The following is a 17,240-nucleotide window of genomic DNA, read 5'->3' as shown; positions in this document are numbered from 1 at the left end:
GTCAGTCGGCGATCTCGGCGCGGTGGTAGACGCCGTTGTAGTACACCAGCGGGCCGACCGCGGGGGAGTCCTCGGTGTTGTCGTGCACCTGGGTGACCAGGCCGATGACCAGCGTGTGGTCGCCGATGGGGAGCAGTTGATGCACGGTCGCGCGGACCCAGATCGGGGTGCCGTGCAGGACCGGTTCGCCGGTGCCGAGCGTGGCCCATAGCGACCGGTCGGTGAAGCGTTCCTCGGCGGAGCGGCTGAAGCGCTGGGCCAGATGCTTCTGATGCTCGCCCAGGAAGTGCACGACCACGGATTCCGCCCGCAGCATGGCCTCGATGCTCGAGGAGGTCTCGGCGATATTGAACGAGATGAGCGGTGGCTGCGCCGACAGCGAGGCGAACGAGGTGGCGGTGAAACCGACCGGACCGTTCTCGGAGTTCAGGGTGACGATGGTGACGCCCGCCGGATAGTGCCGCATCGCGGCGCGATACTGCTGCGCGGTAATGCCGCTCAGATCGTCGGGCACGTGTAGCTCGGTGCCGGGCGTCTTGGAATCGCTCACGTCACGAAACTACGTGGTCGACCGCCCGGTTATTCCACGCTGTAAGAAATCGCTCACGCTCGGGCTCAATCCACGTCGATGGCCAGCCCCGCGGTGATTCGCACCAGCTCCCCGAAGGTCGTGCGGAACACCGTGTTCGGATGCCCGCCCGCCGCCCACAGCTCCCGATGCGCCGCCAGCGCATTGTCGATGAAGGTGGGCAGATTGGTGGGATGCCCGAGTGGGGCGACCCCGCCGATGGGTTGCCCGGTCACCTCGCGGACCATAGCCGCGGGTGCGCGGCTGAGCGTGCCCTCGAGTCGCTCCCCGGTGCGGTCGAGGTGCACCTGGTGCGAGCCGGAGACCAGCAGCAGGACGGGATCGTCGTCGAGCAGGAAGACCAGCGATTTGGTGATCGCCCCGACGGTCACGCCGAGGGCCTCGGCGGCTTCCTGCGCGGTATGGGTGGGACTGGGCTGAGTGATGATCACCCCGTGATGGCCGCGTGCGATCAAGGTGTCGGAAACCTTCGACGCGACGGGTGGCAGCGACCTGCGCATGGCAACCAGGGTAGAGCGATTGCGGTGGATGTGCCGGGGATCAGTAGTCGGGGTAGCCCTCCTCCGGTCCCAGCAACGCGCGGATGCGCTCGCGGACCACCGGTTTCAGCTCGTCGAGCGTGTGCTCCGAAACCTGCTCGTGCACACAGGAATCGAACACCCGGTCCAGGTCCACCGCGGAGAGCGCGTGCAGTTCCGCCTCGCCGGCGGTCTGCAATGCGGCATGACCCGGGTAGGGGCGGCCGTCGGCGATCTTCTGTGCCCAGGTGACATTGCAGCAGCATTCGTACAGGGCGTGGATGGCGCGGGCGCGCGAGAGGGAATTGAACCGGTCGAGGCCGATTCCGTGATGTATCGACATCATGCCTCACAAACGGGAAGCGCTGATTGTGCGGACTCGATAATCGTGCGTCCGCAAGGGGGCGTAAGGCACTGGGACGCAGCAGATTTAGCACAGGATTTACACCGGCCCGCCGGAGCTCCCGGACCCCCGATACGCTGGACCGATGACCGAATGGAAGGCTTTCGAAGTCGAAAGCAAGGACCACATCGCGCAGGTGACACTCACCGGTCCCGGCAAGGGCAATGCCATGGGCCCCGACTTCTGGCGTGAGCTGCCGATCATCTTCGGCGAACTCGACGCCGACCCGGACGTCCGGGCCATCGTGCTCACCGGCTCCGGCAAGCACTTCTCCTACGGCCTGGACCTGCCGGCCATGAGCCCGCTGTTCGGTCCGCTGCTGGCCGACAAGGCCCTGGCGGCACCGCGCACCGACTTCCTCAAGCACGTGCGCAGCATGCAGGACTCGGTCACCGCGGTCGCCGACTGCGGCAAACCGGTCATCGCCGCCATCTCGGGCTGGTGCATCGGCGGTGGGCTCGACCTGATCGCGGCCGCGGATATCCGTTTGGCCAGTGCTGACGCCAAGTTCAGCCTGCGCGAAGCCAAGGTGGCCATCGTCGCGGATATCGGCTCGCTGCACCGGCTGCCGGGCATCATCGGTGAGGGGCATCTGCGCGAACTCGCCTACACGGGCAAGGACATCGACGCGGCGCGGGCCGAGAAGATCGGTCTGATCAGCGACATCTACGCGGATCAGGAGGCCGTGCTGGACGCCGCGCACGCCCTGGCCCGCGAGATCGCGGTCAACCCGCCGCTGGTCGTACAGGGCATCAAGGATGTGCTCGATCAGCCCAAGCGCGGCAAGGTCGCCGACGGGCTGCGCTACGTCTCGGTGTGGAACTCCGCGTTCCTGCCGTCGGAGGATCTGACCGAGGCCATCCAGGCGGTCTTCGAGAAGCGAGACCCGAACTTCAAGGGCAAGTAGCCCTTCGGGTTCAGGCTGAAAAAGGACGTCACACCTCCGGTTATGCGCCTATCGTTGGGCGGGTACCGGAGGTTTGACCATGGCTACATCCGAGGTGAGCGAGTCGACCGGCGAGGGCGACTTCACCCATCGGCAGATACTGGTGATTCTCAGCGGATTGCTGTTGGGGATACTGCTCGCGGCGCTCGACCAGACCATTGTTTCGACCGCGATCCGCACCATTGCCGATAGCCTCCAAGGGTATTCGCTACAGGCGTGGGCGACCACCGCGTATCTGATCACCGCCACGCTGGCCACGCCGCTCTACGGCAAACTCTCGGATATGTACGGGCGCAAGCCCTTCTATCTGGCGTCCATCACCATCTTCGTGACCGGGTCGCTGCTGTGCACGTTCGCGCAGTCCATGTACGAACTCGCGGCCTTCCGGGCATTGCAGGGTTTGGGCGCGGGCGGGCTGATGTCGCTGGCGCTCACCATCATCGGCGATATCGTGAGCCCGCGCGAAAGATCCCGGTATCAAGGCTATTTCCTGGCCGTGTTCGGCACCTCCAGCGTGATCGGGCCGGTACTGGGCGGGCTGTTCTCCGGGCAGCACAGCATCCTCGGGATCGCGGGGTGGCGGTGGGTGTTCCTGGTGAACGTGCCCATCGGACTGTTCACGCTGGTCGTGGTGACCCGGGTGCTGCAGCTGCCGCCCCGCGAGAAATCCCGTGACCGCGTGGACTATTGGGGTGCGCTGGCGTTGGTCGTCGCTATGAGTCCGCTGCTGGTCGTCGCCCAGCAGGGCCGCGAATGGGGGTGGACCAGCACGAAAGCGCTGCTCTGCTACGGCGTCGGCGTGCTCGGGGTGATCGCATTCGGACTGGTGGAGGCCGCACTGGGCGATGCGGCGCTGGTGCCGCTGCGCATCTTCCGGAGCCGGACCTTCGCGCTCGGCGTGATCATCTCCTTCGTGGTCGGCGCGGGCATGTTCGGCGGAATCCTGCTGCTGCCACAGTATTTGCAGGCCGATCGCGGCGCGACGCCGATGATCGGCGGCCTGCAGATGATTCCCATGGTGCTGGGGATGATGATCGGCTCGATAGTGTCCGGCCAATTGATCTCGCGCACCGGGCATTACCGGATCTATACGCTGCTCGGCTCGGCCATGATCACCATCGGCTTGTATCTGCTGCACTTCTTGAAGGCCGACACCGCCTATTGGATCGTGGCGCTGTTCATGCTGTGCGTGGGATTCGGGCTCGGCAATCTCATGCAGCCGCTCATCGTGGCGCTGCAGAATGCCTTGCCGCCCAAGGATATGGGCGTCTCGACCGCGGCCGCCACCTTCTTCCGGCAGATCGGCGGCACGCTCGGCGCGGCGGTGTTCCTGTCGATTCTGTTCGACCGGCTCGGGCCCAATATTCGCAACCAACTGACGGTGGCCGTGCAGCAGCCCGATTTCCAGGAAGCCGTCCGCAATGGCGCGCACGACGGAAACAAGGCGGATATGGCACTGTCGCAAGGCATCCTGAACCACGACACTTCGGCGGCACAGGGCGTGCTCAGCGACAGCTCGGTGATCCAGAAGCTCAATCCTGTACTCGCGCACCCGTTCAAGGTCGGCTTCGCGGAATCCCTCTCCACGGTCTTCCTGACGACGTCCGCGGTCACGCTGGTGGCTTTCCTGCTGGTGCTGCTGTGGCGAGAGGTTCCATTGCGCACCACGGCGGGGTTGAGCAGCGCCGAATGACGGTCGTTTCGTGTTGTGCCCGTTGCGGATTCAACACCGAGTCCTGACCGTGCCGAGTCTTATTTCCCGAGTTCGCCGGACATAGGATCGATTTCATCGAAGTGACGGGGCGGTGGGGAGAACCGCCCCTGACTGGGGGATGAAATCATGATCAAGCGAATTCTTGCTGCGACCGTACTGACCGGGGGACTTGCGGCCGGTGCGGTCGGAATCGGGGCGGGTACGGCGTCCGCGGACTACTGGGGGTCCTACCCCTCGTACTACTGGTGCTCCTATTGGGGCACAAACCTGAACAAGAACTGGCATACGCATTACTACTACTTCAACTGCACAGAGAATCGCTGGGGAGGCTGGGAACTCAACGCCTACTGATCCTCGAGCACGAATCACCGAGGGGCGGTACGGAATCCGTACCGCCCCTCGGGTGTCGATCGGCTAGTGGCCGCCCTGCTCCTTCAGACGGGCGTACGCCTCGTCGACCAGCTTCTCGGCCTTCGCGCGGTTCTCCCAGCCCTCGACCTTGACCCACTTGCCGGGCTCCAGGTCCTTGTAGCGCTCGAAGAAGTGCGCGATCTCCTTGCGCTGGAACTCCGGGATGTCCTCGACGTCCTGGATGTGATCCCAGCGCTTGTCCTTGTTCGGGACCGCGACGAGCTTCTCGTCGGTGCCGGCCTCGTCGCTCATGATGAGGACGCCGACCGGTCGGGCCTCGACCAGCACGCCCGGGTACACCGGCTCGGGCAGCAGCACCATGCAGTCCAGCGGGTCGCCGTCGCCACCCAGGGTGTTCTCGATGTAGCCGTAGTCGGCCGGGTACATCATCGGGGTGTACAGGTAGCGGTCCAGACGCACACGCCCGGTCTCGTGATCGACCTCGTACTTGTTGCGCTGACCCCGGGGGATCTCGATGGTGACGTCGAACTCCACGTCATCTCCTTCTGTGGGCGGTAGGGCTGCCGACTCGCCAGCTCGTTCGGGGGAACGACTGCGCAACGAGGATAGTGTGGACCGCGAGTGTGTGGGTTCGGAGGGACGTCCCGGGGCCGGCGAGCAGTAGCCATGGCCCCACCACAGGTATCAGGGAGACAGCGGCAGGTGTTTGGTCGGAACAAGCAGAACGTCGGTGGTCTGGAGGCCAAACGGCGGCGCAGAACCTGGATCCTGGTGTCGTTGGTGCTGGTCCTGGTGTTGGTGGCGGCCGGATCGGTGGCCCTGATCCTGAAGCCGTGGACCGAGGAATTCCGGCACGGGGGATTGACGGTCGCAGCCCCGCCCGCACCCGTGAAGCCCATCCCGCAGGTCGCGCCCGCACCGGCGACCGCGCCCGCGGCCACCGCGAACGGGCTGGCGGCCGCGCTCGGGCCGGTGGTCGGCAATCCGGACCTGGGGATCTTCGCGGCCTCGGTATCCGACGGCGACACCGGCAAGGTGCTGTGGACCATGGACCCGGACAAGGGGATGATCCCGTCCTCCACCGCCAAGATCCTCACCACCGCGGCCGGACTGCTGGCCCTGCCCGCCGATCACCGGGTCGTCACCAAGGTGGTCGCCGGCGCGACCCCGGGCCAGATCGTGCTGGTCGGTGGCGGCGATCCGACCATCACCGCGCAGCCGGACGGCAAGGGCTACTACCCGGACGCGCCGAAGCTGCAGGACCTGGTCGCGCAGATCAAGAGCTCCGGGCAGCGGGTCGACTCGATCCTGGTGGACACCTCCGCCTACGTCGGACCGAACTTCGCACCCGGTTGGGAGGCCTCCGATATCGCGGGCGGCTCCATCGCGCCCCTGGATCCGGTGATGATCGACGGTGGTCGACTCGACCCGCTGGTCGAATATTCGCCGCGCACACCGACTCCCGCCTTGGACGCGGGTAAGAAGCTGGCCACCGAACTCGGGATCGACCCGGCGAAGGTGACGATGGGCAACGCCCCGGCCGGTGCCAACCAGATTGCCGCCGTGCAGTCCGCGCCGCTGCGCGAACGCATGCTGCAGGCCATGGTGCACTCCGACAATGTGCTGGCCGAGGCCATCGGCCGGGAGATCGCCGTCGCGGGCGGGCAGGAAGCCTCCTTCACCGGCGCGGACACCGCCATGTCGACCGTGCTGCAGGCCGCGGGCTTCGACCTGACCGGCCTGAAAATGTCGGACAACAGCGGGCTTTCGACCGAGGACCACATTCCGCCGCGCCTGCTCAACCGGGTGCTGACGGTCGCCGCGCTGCCCGACAGCGCCGGTGCGCAAGGCAATTCGACCGCCGACCCGGCCGCCGACAAGCCGAGCGGCTCCCCGTTGGCCCCGCTGCTGGACTATCTGCCGGTCGCGGGCGGAACCGGTTCGCTCGCGAGCCGATATGTGGACCGGGATCGGGACGGGGCGGGTTGGATTCGCGCCAAAACAGGAACTCTGTCCGTATCGAGTGCGTTGGTGGGTTATGTGCTGGACCGCGACGGACGTGTCCTGACGTTCGCCCTGATGTCGAACGATCGGCCGCCCGAGGTGAGCCGACCCGCGCTGGACGCCGTCGCCAACGCACTGCGCAACTGTGGCTGCTCCTGACGGGTGGATGACTATGACCGGACCCGAAATTCCCTCGGCCCCCATCGATTCCGAAGGTCGTGAGCTGACCGCGCGGCGGCACGCACCGCTCAGCGGTGTCGTCGACTGGAATGTGGCCGCCCGCACCGGGGCCGCGCTGGTGCCCGCCGGGCCGCGCACCACCCGGTACTCCGCCGAGCAGGCGGTGGCCGAACTCGCCTCCGCCTCCGTGCGCGCCGAGGGACCGGTGCGCGAGGTCAGCGGGCTGGACGACGGCTCCGTGGTGCCGGAGGCGCTGATCGTGGACCGGCCCGGCTGGATTCGGGCCGCCGCCGACTCCATGGCCCACCTGACCGGCAGCGGCGTCGAACCCGGGTCCGCCAAGTTCGTCGGCAAACCGGCCGGGCTGCAGGCCGGGGCCATGCTGGCGTTCCTGTCCACGGCCATCCTCGGCCAGTACGACCCGTTCACCGGGCCCGACGGCACCCTGCTGCTGGTCGCGCCCAACATCATGGCGGTGGAACGCGCGCTCGGCGTGCAGCCCAGCGACTTCCGGCTCTGGGTGTGCCTGCACGAGGTCACCCACCGGGTCCAATTCTCTTCCGCGCCTTGGATCGCCGACTACATGCGCAGCAATGTCGAGGTGCTCGGCGAGACCGGGGACGAACCACTCGCCGATATGGCGGCCCGGCTGCTGGAGGCCGTGCAGGCGCGGCGCAAGGGCATCGAGGATCCGGCGGGCGGGGTCATCGGCCTGCTGCGCGCCACCCAGGCCGAACCGCAGCGCGACGCCCTCGACCGGCTGATCATGCTCGGCACCCTCCTGGAAGGCCACGCCGATCACGTCATGGACGCCGTCGGCCCGGCCGTGGTGCCCTCGGTCGCCCGCATCCGCGCGGCCTTCGACCAGCGCCGCAAGCGCCCCGCCAACCCCATCCAGCGACTACTGCGCGCCCTGCTCGGCATGGACGCCAAGATCGCCCAGTACGTGCGCGGCAAGGCCTTCGTCGACGAGGTCGTCGACACCGTCGGCATGGAACGTTTCAACACCATCTGGACCAACCCCGAAACCCTGCCCCGCACAGACGAAATCAGCGAACCGCAACGCTGGGTGAGCCGCGTCCTCGGCTGAGCCGGGACCGCGTGCGACGATCGGGGCGTGACTGATCGGCCTCGCCTGCCCGAGACGCGTGCCGCCCTGGAGATGCGGCGTGCCGTGCGGGAATGGCTGGCACGCTACGCACCCGAGGGCGTGGTCGCGGTGGCGTTGTCGGGCGGCGCGGACTCACTGGCGCTGACCGCCGCCGCCTGTGCCGAAGCCGACGTGGTCGACGCCCTGACGGTCGATCACGGACTGCAGTCGGGCTCAGCGGAGGTGGCGGCCGAGGCAGCCGCGGTCGCGTCGCGGTTGGGCTGCCGGTCGGCACGGGTGCTGACGGTGACGGTCGAGCGGTCGGAACCCGGCGGTTTGGAGGCGGCGGCCCGGCGCGCCCGGTACGCGGCGCTGGATGAAGCGCGGCAGCGGCTTCCGGTGCTGCTCGGGCACACGCTCGATGATCAGGCCGAGACCGTGCTGCTCGGCTTGGCTCGCGGGTCGGGGGCGCGGTCGATTCGGGGGATGGCGGAATTCGATGAGCCGTGGGGGCGGCCGCTGCTCGGGGTGCGGCGGGAGGTGACACGGCAGCTGTGCGCGGATCTGGGGATCACGCCCTGGGAGGACCCGCACAACAGTGCGCCGGAGTTCACGCGGGTGCGGCTGCGGGGCGAAGTTCTGCCGCTGTTGGAGGAGGTGCTCGGGGGTGGGGTGGCTGCCGCGCTGGCGCGGACGGCGGCGCAGTTGCGGGAGGACGGGGAGGTCCTGGATGGGCTCGCCAGGGGGTTGCTGGACGACGCGCGGGAGCGCGACGCGCTGTATATCGAGACGCTCGCCACTGTCGCGCCCGCGCTGCGCCGCCGCGTCATTCGCGCATGGCTGCTGGAACGTGGCGCAAAATCATTGACGGACAGCAATTTACGGGCGGTCGAGGCGCTGGTCACACAATGGCGTGGGCAGGGTGGTGTCGCGGTCGGTGGTTCACCCAGCGGGACCAGGTTGGTTGCCGCGCGTGAACATGGCAGGCTCATACTCAGGTCGGAGTGAACCCGCGTGTGGCAGATGCGCAGCCGGTTCGACACATCACTGAAGGGATACCAGCGGACGTGTACGGGGACGACATCGCGTCGGTGCTGATCAGCGAGGAAGAGATCGCCAGCAAGGTCGAGGAACTCGCCGAACTGGTTGCCAAGCGCTATCCCGCGGATGCCCCGGAGGGCGACCTGCTGCTGGTGGGCGTGCTCAAGGGCGCGATCTTCTTCATGACCGATCTGGCCAAGAAGCTCACCGTGCCGACCCAGATGGAGTTCATGGCGGTGTCGTCCTACGGGTCGTCGACGTCCTCCTCGGGCGTCGTGCGCATCATGAAGGACCTGGACAAGGACATCGCGGGCCGCAATGTGCTGATCGTCGAGGACATCATCGACTCCGGTCTGACGCTGTCGTGGCTGCTGCGCAACCTGTCCAGCCGCAACCCGGCCTCGCTGGAGGTCGTCACCCTGCTGCGTAAGCCGGATGCGCTGCGCACCCAGGTGGACGTGATGGCGGTCGGCTTCGACATCCCCAACGAGTTCGTCGTCGGCTACGGCCTGGACTACGCCGAGCGCTACCGGGATCTGCCCTATATCGGCACGCTGGACCCGAAGGTCTACGGCGGATAATTCCAACTTTCGAGATCTTGACACGAAGGCCGTCCCGTGAGTTGGGGCGGCTTTCGGCGTTGATGTGACGAATATCACTGAGCGGGTCGGTTTGGGGTTCCGGCGCGATTCGGGTCTCGTTGCTGGAAGTCCGCGACCGGTCAACGCATGGATTGCCGGTTCGGGTTGCGATTTCCTTAACTGCTGGTCAAGCGTTCGCTTGGGATCGGGGCGGGGATTCGGGCTGATTGGCCAGGAATTCGCGGATCCGGTTAACAGAATGCCTCGCCCGCGCCTTATGCTGTCCGTAACAAACCTGACGGCTGTTTTCTGATCCTGTTGCAAACTTTCGGGTCGGATACGGCTGGAAAATCAAGACCGATTCTGATAGCAAGGGGCTATGGACCCGCATTTGCGCGACCTGCGGTATTTCGTCGCTGTCGCTGAGGAACTGCATTTCACGAACGCCGCCCAGCGGCTCCACATCGCACAGCCCACCCTGTCTCGGCAGATTCGTCAGCTGGAGCGTCAGCTCGACGTCGTGCTGTTCGACCGCAACCAGCGCAGCGTGGCCCTGACCGTCGCCGGCAAGGAATTGCTCGAAGGCGCACGGAAGATCTTGGAGCTGTGGGAGGTCACCAACGTCGCCCTGCAGGAGGCCGGTGAGGTGCTGCGCGTCGGCATCCAGTCCTCCATCGGGCGCGGCCTGATCACCGACCTGGAGAGCGCCAGCGGCCACCGGCTCGCCCTGCACTCCGCGTCCTGGACCGACCCGTCCAGTGGCCTGGCCGGGCGACAGGCGGACCTGGCGCTCATGTGGCTGCCCGTACCCGACACCAGCCGCTACCGGTGGCAGGTGCTGCGCACGGAGCCACGCTGGGTGCTGCTGTCGGAGAACCACGCGCTGGCCGGGCACGAGACGATCGACTTCGCCGATCTGATCGACGAGCCGTTCATCGCGATGCCCGCCGAAGCCGGTGCGGCCCGCGACTTCTGGCTCGGCGCGGACGCCCGCGGCGGCCGGCAGGCCAAGATCGGCGCCGAGGCGGCCACCGCCGAAGAGCGCCTGGAAGCCGTCAGCCTCGGCCTGGGCGTGTGCCTGCTGGCCGAGAACAATGTGCCCATGTATCGCTGGCCCGGCCTGACCGCCCGCCCGCTGACCGGTCTCGCACCGTGTGAGCTCGCGGTCGCGTGGCGTGCCGACGACGACCGGCCGACCATCCTCGAGTTCGCGGCCCGCGTCCTCGAAGGCGGCTTCGCCGACAACAAGGAACCGGTCGCCGCGCAGTAGCGAGACGAAAAATGAACGCCCGCAATGGGTGGCGGCAGAGAGTCGGAGGTTGCCGCCATCCACGCGGGCGTTTTTCGCTGTTACGGGGCGAGGCGCTCCCAGGGGTGCGCGGCCTCGATCTGGGCGGCCAGGCGCAGGATGGTGGATTCACTGCCGGGCGGGCCCGCGATCTGCGCGGCGACCGGCGTGCCGGTGCGCGGATGCAGACCCATCGGAATAGACAGCGCGGGCCAGCCGACCAGATTCCACACCGGCGTGAACGGTGAGAACCGAACGTTCGCAAGGACATTCGCCAGCCACGGCCGCGAATGCCAGCGCCGGGCGCGCGGCGCCGGGGTGGCCAGCGTCGGTGTGATCACCACGTCGTAGCGCTCGAAATAGTCCAGCAGCCGGGCCTCCACCCGGTCCACCTGCGACGGCCGCAGCAGCCCCGACTTCAGGACCGCCTTGCCCAGCGCCACATGGGTGCGGGTGCGGCGCTGCAGCCGATCCGGATGCGGGACCGTGGCGGCCTCGCGCGCGGCATTGCCCAGCCAGCGCAGCATCAACGCGAAAGTCGCGCCCTGATAGGGCAGTTCGGCGACGCCGATGATGTGGCCCGCCTGCGAGGCGGCCGCGGCGGCCTTGTCGGCGGCTGCGGTCCACGCCAGATCGATATGGGTCAGCGGCAGCGGCGCACCCGTCGCCAAGCCGATGCGCAGCGTCGAAGGCGTCTCCAGATCGGCCAGATCGGGGCGGTCGGCGAGCACCGAGAGCATGAGCGCGGTATCCGCGACAGTCGTTGCGAGCACACCGTTCTCGGTCATCCCGCCCCACGAGTCCACGCCCACATCCGTGGGTACCAGGCCCCGGCCGGGCTTGAGGCCCACCACCCCGTTGCAGGCGGCCGGAATGCGGACCGAGCCGAGACCGTCGTTGCCGTGCGCGATGGCGACCATGCCGGAGCCGACAGCCGAGCCGGATCCACCCGACGAACCGCCCGCGGAGTAGCGGGTGTTCCACGGGCTGCGGGTAATGCTGCCGGGACCGTCGGTCGCACCCCAGAGCCCGAACTCGGGGACCGTGGTCAGGCCGACGACGACCGCACCGGCCGCGCGTAGTCGCCGGACGACCTCGTGATCGGCGGTGGCGGGGGTGTCGGAGCCCGACAGCGAGCCACCGCGGGTCACCTCGCCCGCCACGTCGATATTGTTCTTCACCGCGATGGGCACCCCGGCCAGCGGCAGGATGTCGAGATCCTGGCGTTCGGCCACCGCGCGGGCCTCGCTGCGGGCGGCCTCCTCGCGAACCAGGCTGAAGGCGTTCAGTTTTCGATCGCGGGCGCGGATCCGGGCCAGCGCGGCCTCGACGGCTTCCTCGGGGGTGATCGATCCGTGTTGCACGGCCGCGGCGGTGCCGACCGCCGTGGTCAGATCCACGGGGGGACGGGATTCGGATGGAGTGTCGGAATCGGTCGTGGTGCTCGCCACCGCTACCTCCTCGGTGGTGACACCGACGTGATCCGCCGTCAGCGCCGTGCCCTCGTCGTACATGCTCGTGTTCCCCCGTCGCTTCGTGTCGAAATCGGGTGATCCGCTCGTGAGCCGCAAGTTATCATTCCCGCTATTGGTCGGGGATGATGGTGTCGGGTGTGGCGGCTTCTTTGTCTTAATCTGAGAATCCACGACATCCCAGGATCGAGCGTACGGATCTACGACATCCGTGCCGAGCCGGATGGGTGCGGACATGACTTCTGGTTCCGACCATCGTTCCGGGGGTTATGCGGCCGGAACGGAATTCGCTGCGGTCGTCGCGTTCGCGGCGGCCTGGGACTCGGCTGCCGCGCCGCCCCGCATCTCCGATTACCTGCCGGATGCGGCTGCCCTGCGCCGCGGCGCGTTGATCGAGCTCATTCGGGTGGACCTGCGCCACCGTTGGCTGCGGCGGCCGGGCGGGAAGCCGCCGCCGCCCAAGCGCTTGCGCGAATACTGTTCCGAATTCCCTGAACTCGCCATCCGCGATCTGCCCGCCGGGCTGGTCTACGAGGAGTTCGTGATCCGCCGGCACAGCGGCGAGCGCGTGGATCCCCGCGACTGCCTGCGCGAATACCCGCATCAGTCGGATGCGCTGCGGGAACTGCTGAATGCCGACGACGAGGATCAGAGCACCCACCGGGCCATGCTGGACGAGTCGACGCGTGGCGACTTCGGGCTCGACGGGTCCGGCCCGGCCACGGACCAGACCACCATCCTGCCGCCCTTCGGTGAAACCACACGGGTGCCGGAACCGGGTGAGGTGACCCTGTTCGAGGAGCCCTCGCCGTCGATCGCCGCCTCGCTCGAACACGCCCGGGTCACCGACGGCATCAGTGCGCCCGATACCGGCGATCTGCTCGACCACATCGAAATCGGCCAGCGCATCGATGATTTCGATCTGCTGACCAGTCTTGGTTCGGGGGCCTTCGCACGCGTCTTCCTGGCCCGGCAGCGCTCCCTGCAACGCCTGGTGGCGGTGAAGATCTCCGCCGACCACGGCACCGAACCGCAGACGCTGGCCCAGCTCGACCACGACTACATCGTGCGGGTCTTCGATCAGCGGCTGATGGCGGACCTGCGGACCGCGTCCGGGCGGCGGCTGCGGCTGCTGTACATGCAGTTCCTGCCCGGCGGCACCCTGCTGGGCGTGCTGCGCTGGGTGCGGGCCACGCCGCCCGCCGAGCGCAGCGGGCAGTTGCTGCTGGACGCGGTGGACGCGGCCATGGAGGAGAAGGGCGAGATCCGGCCCACCGATTCCAGTGTGCGTGCCGAACTGGCGGGACTGAGCTGGCCGGAAACCGTTGCGTGGCTGGGGCGTCGGCTGGCCGAGGCGCTGGACTACGCGGACGGGCACGGGGTGCTGCACCGGGATGTGAAGCCGGCGAACGTCCTGCTCACCGCCGAGGCCGTACCGAAACTGGCAGATTTCAATATCAGTTTCAGCCGGGATCTGGACAGCAGCAGCCCGGTCTCCTATTTCGGTGGTTCGCTGTCCTACATGTCCCCGGAACAGCTGGAGGCGTGCCACCCGGGCACCACCCGCAGCGCCGCCGATCTCGACACCCGCGCCGACATCTTCTCCCTCGGCGTCGTGCTCTGGGAGCTGCTCACCGGCGCCAAACCCTTCGACGACACCACCGCCGGACCCGGCGACCACGGCGACCGCACCACCCTCGAGGCCATGCTCGATCGCCGTCGCGGCGGGGTGGAGGCGGCCGCGCTCGACCGGGTGCCGGCCGACTGCCCGGCCGCCCTGCGCCGGGTGCTGCTCACCTGCCTGGCACCCGATCGCGACCAACGCTGGAGCGATGGCGCGGTGCTGGCCAAACAACTCGACATGTGCCTGGACGAACGCGGCCGCGACCTGGTCGACCCGCCACCGCACAGCTGGCGGAAGCGGCTGCGACCCTGGCTGATTCCGCTGGTCTCGCTCGCGGTGGCGGTGCCGAACCTGCTGGCGTCGCTCTACAACATCGCGCACAACCGGTCCTTCATCATCAGTCACCTGTCCGGCCCCGCCATGAACACCTTCGTGCTCACCACCGCCACGGTGAACCTGGTGTTCTTCCCGCTCGGCGCGGCCGTCATCGCCTACCTGTGCCGATATGTGATCGTGGTGCCGCGCGGGCTGCGCAAGGGCACCGAATACGACGTGGAGACGTTGCGGCGGGCGCGTGCCGACGTCCTGCTGGCGGGGGAACGCATTTCGTCGGTGGTGTTCTCGCTGTGGGTGATCGCGGGCGTCACCTTCCCGCTCACGCTGCGGCTCACCGCGAGCGATCTGCCGGTGAGCGGCGTCGTGCACTTCCTGGTGTCGCTGGTGGTGTGCGGGGCGATCGCGGTGGCGTACCCGTTCTTCCTGGTCACCTTCTATCTGGTGCGGTGCATCTATCCGATGTTCCTGCGGCACGGGGACATCAGCGCCGAGGACGCGGTCTGGCTGCACCGGCTGGGCCGCCGCTGCACCACGTATCTGGCCGTGGCGGCGTCGATTCCGCTGCTGGCGGTGGCGGGCGTGACGTTCCTGCCACCGGATGACATTCCGCAGGTGATCGTCGCGGTACGGGTGCTCAGCGTGGGCGGCATCGCCGCATTCGTGGCCGTCTACATCATGTTCCGGGCCTTGGAGGCCGACCTGGCGGCCTTGGAGCGAGTGGTGGCGCCGGCACGGCCCTCGACCGGGAACACGGCAGGTTCGCAACCGTGAGCGAACTGCCGGCGCAGGCCCTCGCCCGCTTCGCCACCGACTGGGAATCCACCCTGCGAGGTGAGCGCGGCGAACCACCGCGACTGGCCGGGTATCTGCCCGACGGTGACGCCGTCCGGCTGGCCGTGCTCACCGATCTGGTGCGAGTGGACATGCGGCAGCGCTGGCGTCGCGCCGGGCTGGAGAAGCGGATCACCGAGTACCGCAAGGAATTCCCGGAGGTGCGAGCCAGCCCCGACTACGCGGACCTGGTGTGCGAGGAATACGTGGCGCGCAGCCGCTTCCGGCCGCTGGACGTCGACACCTTCAGTGCCGAATACCCCGAGGCAGCCGGGGAGATCCGGCGGCGCTTCAGCGGCGAGACCCCGTCGCCGCGGCCGTCGGCGCTGCCCGACGGCATCGAAATCGGGCGTCGCCTCGACGATTTCGACCTGCTCACCGACCTCGGCGGCAATGACGGACACCGCATGTTCCTGGCCCGGCAGCGGTCCATGCAGCGACTGGTCGCGGTGCGGGTGGAAGCGGGCGCGGACAGCGATACCGACACCGTCGCCCAGCTCGACCACCAGCACATCGTGCGCGTCTTCGACCAGCGGCTGATCGCCGACGGCAGCACCGGAAAACCCTTGCGGCTGCTGTACATGCAGTACCTGCCCGGCGGCACCGCCGAGGGGGTGCTGGCCAGGTTGCGCATGGAGTCCGCGCGCCCGGCCACCCCCACGGCGGACGCCACCCCCGGACTCGTGCGCGGGCGGACATCCCGGCGCGGGAACGGCGGCCGCCACGTCGCGGTGGCAGGCGGTACCGGCATCGACGGCGGCCTGCTGTTGCGTGCGATCGACGCGGCGATGGAGGCGAAGGGGGAGAGCCGCCCGGCGGGCTCCCGAGTGCGCACCGAGATCGCCGGATTCAGCTGGCCGGAAACCGTTGCGTGGGTGGGACGTCGGCTGGCGGAGGCGCTGGATTACGGGCAGCGGCGCGGGGCGTTGCATCACGACATCCGTCCCGCGAAGGTGCTTTTCACCGCGGAGGGCGTCCCGAAACTCGCGGATTTCGCACTGGGCGCGGCGTATTCGAATCCGGGATTCACGGGTGCGCGCGGCGGTGGCCGGAACGAGGCCGAGGCGTTGCGCTATCGGTCGCCGGAAGCGCTGGCGGCCTTGCTGGATCCGGCTGCGCCGCTGCCGGATACGCGCAGCGATATCTACTCACTGGGCTTGGTGCTGTGGGAAATGCTCACCGGCGCACTGCCGTTCGACGATACCGAGGCCGCCGATGGCGCCGGGGTGGTGCGGCGCCTACTGGCCCGCCGGATCGCCGGCGTGCCGCCCGAGGCGCTCGCGGCGCTGCCCGCCGATACCCCGGCCGCGTTGCGCCGCGTCCTGCTGGAATGTCTACGCCCCGAACCGTCGCGGCGCTGGCAGAGCGGGGGACAGCTGGCCGGGCAACTGGATCTGTGCCTGGATGCGCGGGCGCGGGATCTGGTGGATCCGCCGCGGCACAGCCTGTGGGCGCGGTTGCGAGGCTGGCCGGTGCCGATCGCGGCGCTGTGCGTGGGCCTGCCCAACGCGCTGGCCAGCTGGTACAACGTGCGAATCAACAAGAGCCTCATCGTGGATGAGCTGTCGACGGTGGATCAGCATCGCTTCGAGCAGGTGGCGCTGGTGAACAATGCCATCGCCTTCCCGCTGGCCGCGCTGCTGCTGCTGTGGCTGGCGAGGCGGCCGCTGACCGTTTCCTACCGGCTCGGGCGCGGCCACGACTACACCCCGGCCCAGCTCGCCCGCGCCCGCGCGGACACGCTGTTGATGGGGGAGCGGGCGGTGTGGATTCCGTTCGCGCTGTGGGTGCTCGCCGGGATCGTCTGGCCGTTGGCGCTCGAGGGTGCGGGGGCGAATCTGCCGCACCATGCCTTCTGGCATTTCTTCGCCGCGCAGGTGGTGTGCGCGCTGATCGCGCTGGCCTATCCGTTCTTCCTGATCATGGTGTATTCGGTGCGGTCGCTGTATCCGCAGTTGCTGGCGCGAGGCTCGGTGGGGCCCGCGGATCGGCGGCAGCTCTCGGCGCTGGCGCGGCGCAGCAATGTGTATCTGGCGGCCGCGGCCTCGGTGCCGCTGCTCGGGGTGGCCACCATGACCTTCGTGTCCACCGCGGATCTGTGGCTGGTGATCGTCCCGCTGCGCTGGCTCAGTGTGGGCGGGGTGCTGGCGTTCGTGCTCACCTATCGGCTGTCGCGGTTGCTGGAGGGCGACCTGCGGGCGCTGGTGCGCGCCATTCCCGAAGGCGGGCGCTGAATCCCCGTAGGGTTGGG

At 68.2% G+C, this 17,240-nt stretch carries 15 protein-coding genes; 10 read left to right on the top strand and 5 right to left on the bottom strand.

Going from position 1 to position 17,240, the window contains the following annotated elements; genetic code table 11:
• Position 1: 1 nt before the first annotated feature.
• The 3 genes from ACFXHA_RS09470 to ACFXHA_RS09460 form a co-directional block, all read right to left on the bottom strand.
• On the bottom strand, positions 2 to 466 hold the full coding sequence (locus ACFXHA_RS09470) for a flavin reductase family protein (protein WP_379355041.1): 465 nt from the start codon (positions 464 to 466) through the stop codon (positions 2 to 4).
• A gap of 149 nt (positions 467 to 615) precedes the next feature.
• A complete protein-coding gene (locus ACFXHA_RS09465; RefSeq protein ID WP_379354702.1) occupies positions 616 to 1,089 on the bottom strand; it encodes a YbaK/EbsC family protein in 474 nt (157 codons plus the stop codon).
• A 40-nt stretch (positions 1,090 to 1,129) separates the two neighbouring features.
• On the bottom strand, positions 1,130 to 1,450 hold the full coding sequence (locus ACFXHA_RS09460) for a 2-oxo-4-hydroxy-4-carboxy-5-ureidoimidazoline decarboxylase (RefSeq protein ID WP_379354700.1): 321 nt from the start codon (positions 1,448 to 1,450) through the stop codon (positions 1,130 to 1,132).
• A gap of 145 nt (positions 1,451 to 1,595) precedes the next feature.
• Between ACFXHA_RS09460 and ACFXHA_RS09455 the strand changes: the two genes are divergently transcribed.
• The 3 genes from ACFXHA_RS09455 (at position 1,596) to ACFXHA_RS09445 (ending at position 4,521) form a co-directional block, all read left to right on the top strand.
• Positions 1,596 to 2,417, top strand: a complete 822-nt coding sequence (locus tag ACFXHA_RS09455; RefSeq protein ID WP_379354698.1) for a crotonase/enoyl-CoA hydratase family protein — start codon at positions 1,596 to 1,598, stop codon at positions 2,415 to 2,417.
• A 79-nt stretch (positions 2,418 to 2,496) separates the two neighbouring features.
• Positions 2,497 to 4,149, top strand: coding sequence for an MDR family MFS transporter (locus tag ACFXHA_RS09450; RefSeq protein ID WP_379354696.1), 1,653 nt, complete (start codon positions 2,497 to 2,499; stop codon positions 4,147 to 4,149).
• 147 nt (positions 4,150 to 4,296) lie between these two features.
• On the top strand, positions 4,297 to 4,521 hold the full coding sequence (locus ACFXHA_RS09445; protein ID WP_379354694.1) for a hypothetical protein: 225 nt from the start codon (positions 4,297 to 4,299) through the stop codon (positions 4,519 to 4,521).
• Positions 4,522 to 4,584: 63 nt separating this feature from the next.
• On the opposite strand, the gene ppa is transcribed toward ACFXHA_RS09445, so the two are convergent.
• Positions 4,585 to 5,076 (bottom strand): inorganic diphosphatase, encoded by a 492-nt coding sequence (gene ppa, locus ACFXHA_RS09440; RefSeq protein ID WP_379354692.1) that lies wholly within the window; start codon positions 5,074 to 5,076, stop codon positions 4,585 to 4,587.
• 168 nt (positions 5,077 to 5,244) lie between these two features.
• Here ppa and dacB point away from each other — a divergent pair, with 168 nt between their 5' ends.
• The 5 genes from dacB (at position 5,245) to ACFXHA_RS09415 (ending at position 10,708) form a co-directional block, all read left to right on the top strand.
• A complete protein-coding gene (dacB, locus tag ACFXHA_RS09435) occupies positions 5,245 to 6,705 on the top strand; it encodes a D-alanyl-D-alanine carboxypeptidase/D-alanyl-D-alanine-endopeptidase (protein WP_379354690.1) in 1,461 nt (486 codons plus the stop codon).
• Positions 6,706 to 6,712: 7 nt separating this feature from the next.
• Positions 6,713 to 7,816, top strand: a complete 1,104-nt coding sequence (locus ACFXHA_RS09430; RefSeq protein ID WP_379354688.1) for a zinc-dependent metalloprotease — start codon at positions 6,713 to 6,715, stop codon at positions 7,814 to 7,816.
• Positions 7,817 to 7,888: 72 nt separating this feature from the next.
• A complete protein-coding gene (tilS, locus tag ACFXHA_RS09425; protein ID WP_379355039.1) occupies positions 7,889 to 8,824 on the top strand; it encodes a tRNA lysidine(34) synthetase TilS in 936 nt (311 codons plus the stop codon).
• Positions 8,825 to 8,883: 59 nt separating this feature from the next.
• A complete protein-coding gene (gene hpt, locus ACFXHA_RS09420; RefSeq protein WP_379354686.1) occupies positions 8,884 to 9,438 on the top strand; it encodes a hypoxanthine phosphoribosyltransferase in 555 nt (184 codons plus the stop codon).
• 379 nt (positions 9,439 to 9,817) lie between these two features.
• A complete protein-coding gene (locus tag ACFXHA_RS09415; RefSeq protein WP_379354684.1) occupies positions 9,818 to 10,708 on the top strand; it encodes a LysR family transcriptional regulator in 891 nt (296 codons plus the stop codon).
• Positions 10,709 to 10,788: 80 nt separating this feature from the next.
• Here ACFXHA_RS09415 and ACFXHA_RS09410 read toward each other — a convergent pair whose 3' ends face one another.
• Positions 10,789 to 12,240, bottom strand: a complete 1,452-nt coding sequence (locus ACFXHA_RS09410; protein WP_379354682.1) for an amidase — start codon at positions 12,238 to 12,240, stop codon at positions 10,789 to 10,791.
• Positions 12,241 to 12,433: 193 nt separating this feature from the next.
• On the opposite strand from ACFXHA_RS09410, the gene ACFXHA_RS09405 reads away from it, so the two are divergent.
• Together ACFXHA_RS09405 and ACFXHA_RS09400 are read left to right on the top strand one after the other, a co-directional pair.
• Positions 12,434 to 14,929: a protein kinase gene (locus tag ACFXHA_RS09405; RefSeq protein ID WP_379354680.1), complete on the top strand. Its 2,496-nt coding sequence runs from the start codon at positions 12,434 to 12,436 to the stop codon at positions 14,927 to 14,929.
• Positions 14,926 to 17,223, top strand: a complete 2,298-nt coding sequence (locus ACFXHA_RS09400; RefSeq protein ID WP_379354678.1) for a serine/threonine-protein kinase — start codon at positions 14,926 to 14,928, stop codon at positions 17,221 to 17,223. The genes ACFXHA_RS09405 and ACFXHA_RS09400 overlap by 4 nt, the downstream gene beginning before the upstream one ends.
• Positions 17,224 to 17,240 lie beyond the last annotated feature (17 nt).

The sequence above is a fragment of the Nocardia sp. NPDC059240 genome (assembly GCF_042753865.1).
Taxonomy (GTDB): Bacteria; Actinomycetota; Actinomycetes; order Mycobacteriales; family Mycobacteriaceae; genus Nocardia.
This window is presented reverse-complemented; position numbering and strand designations above follow the sequence as displayed.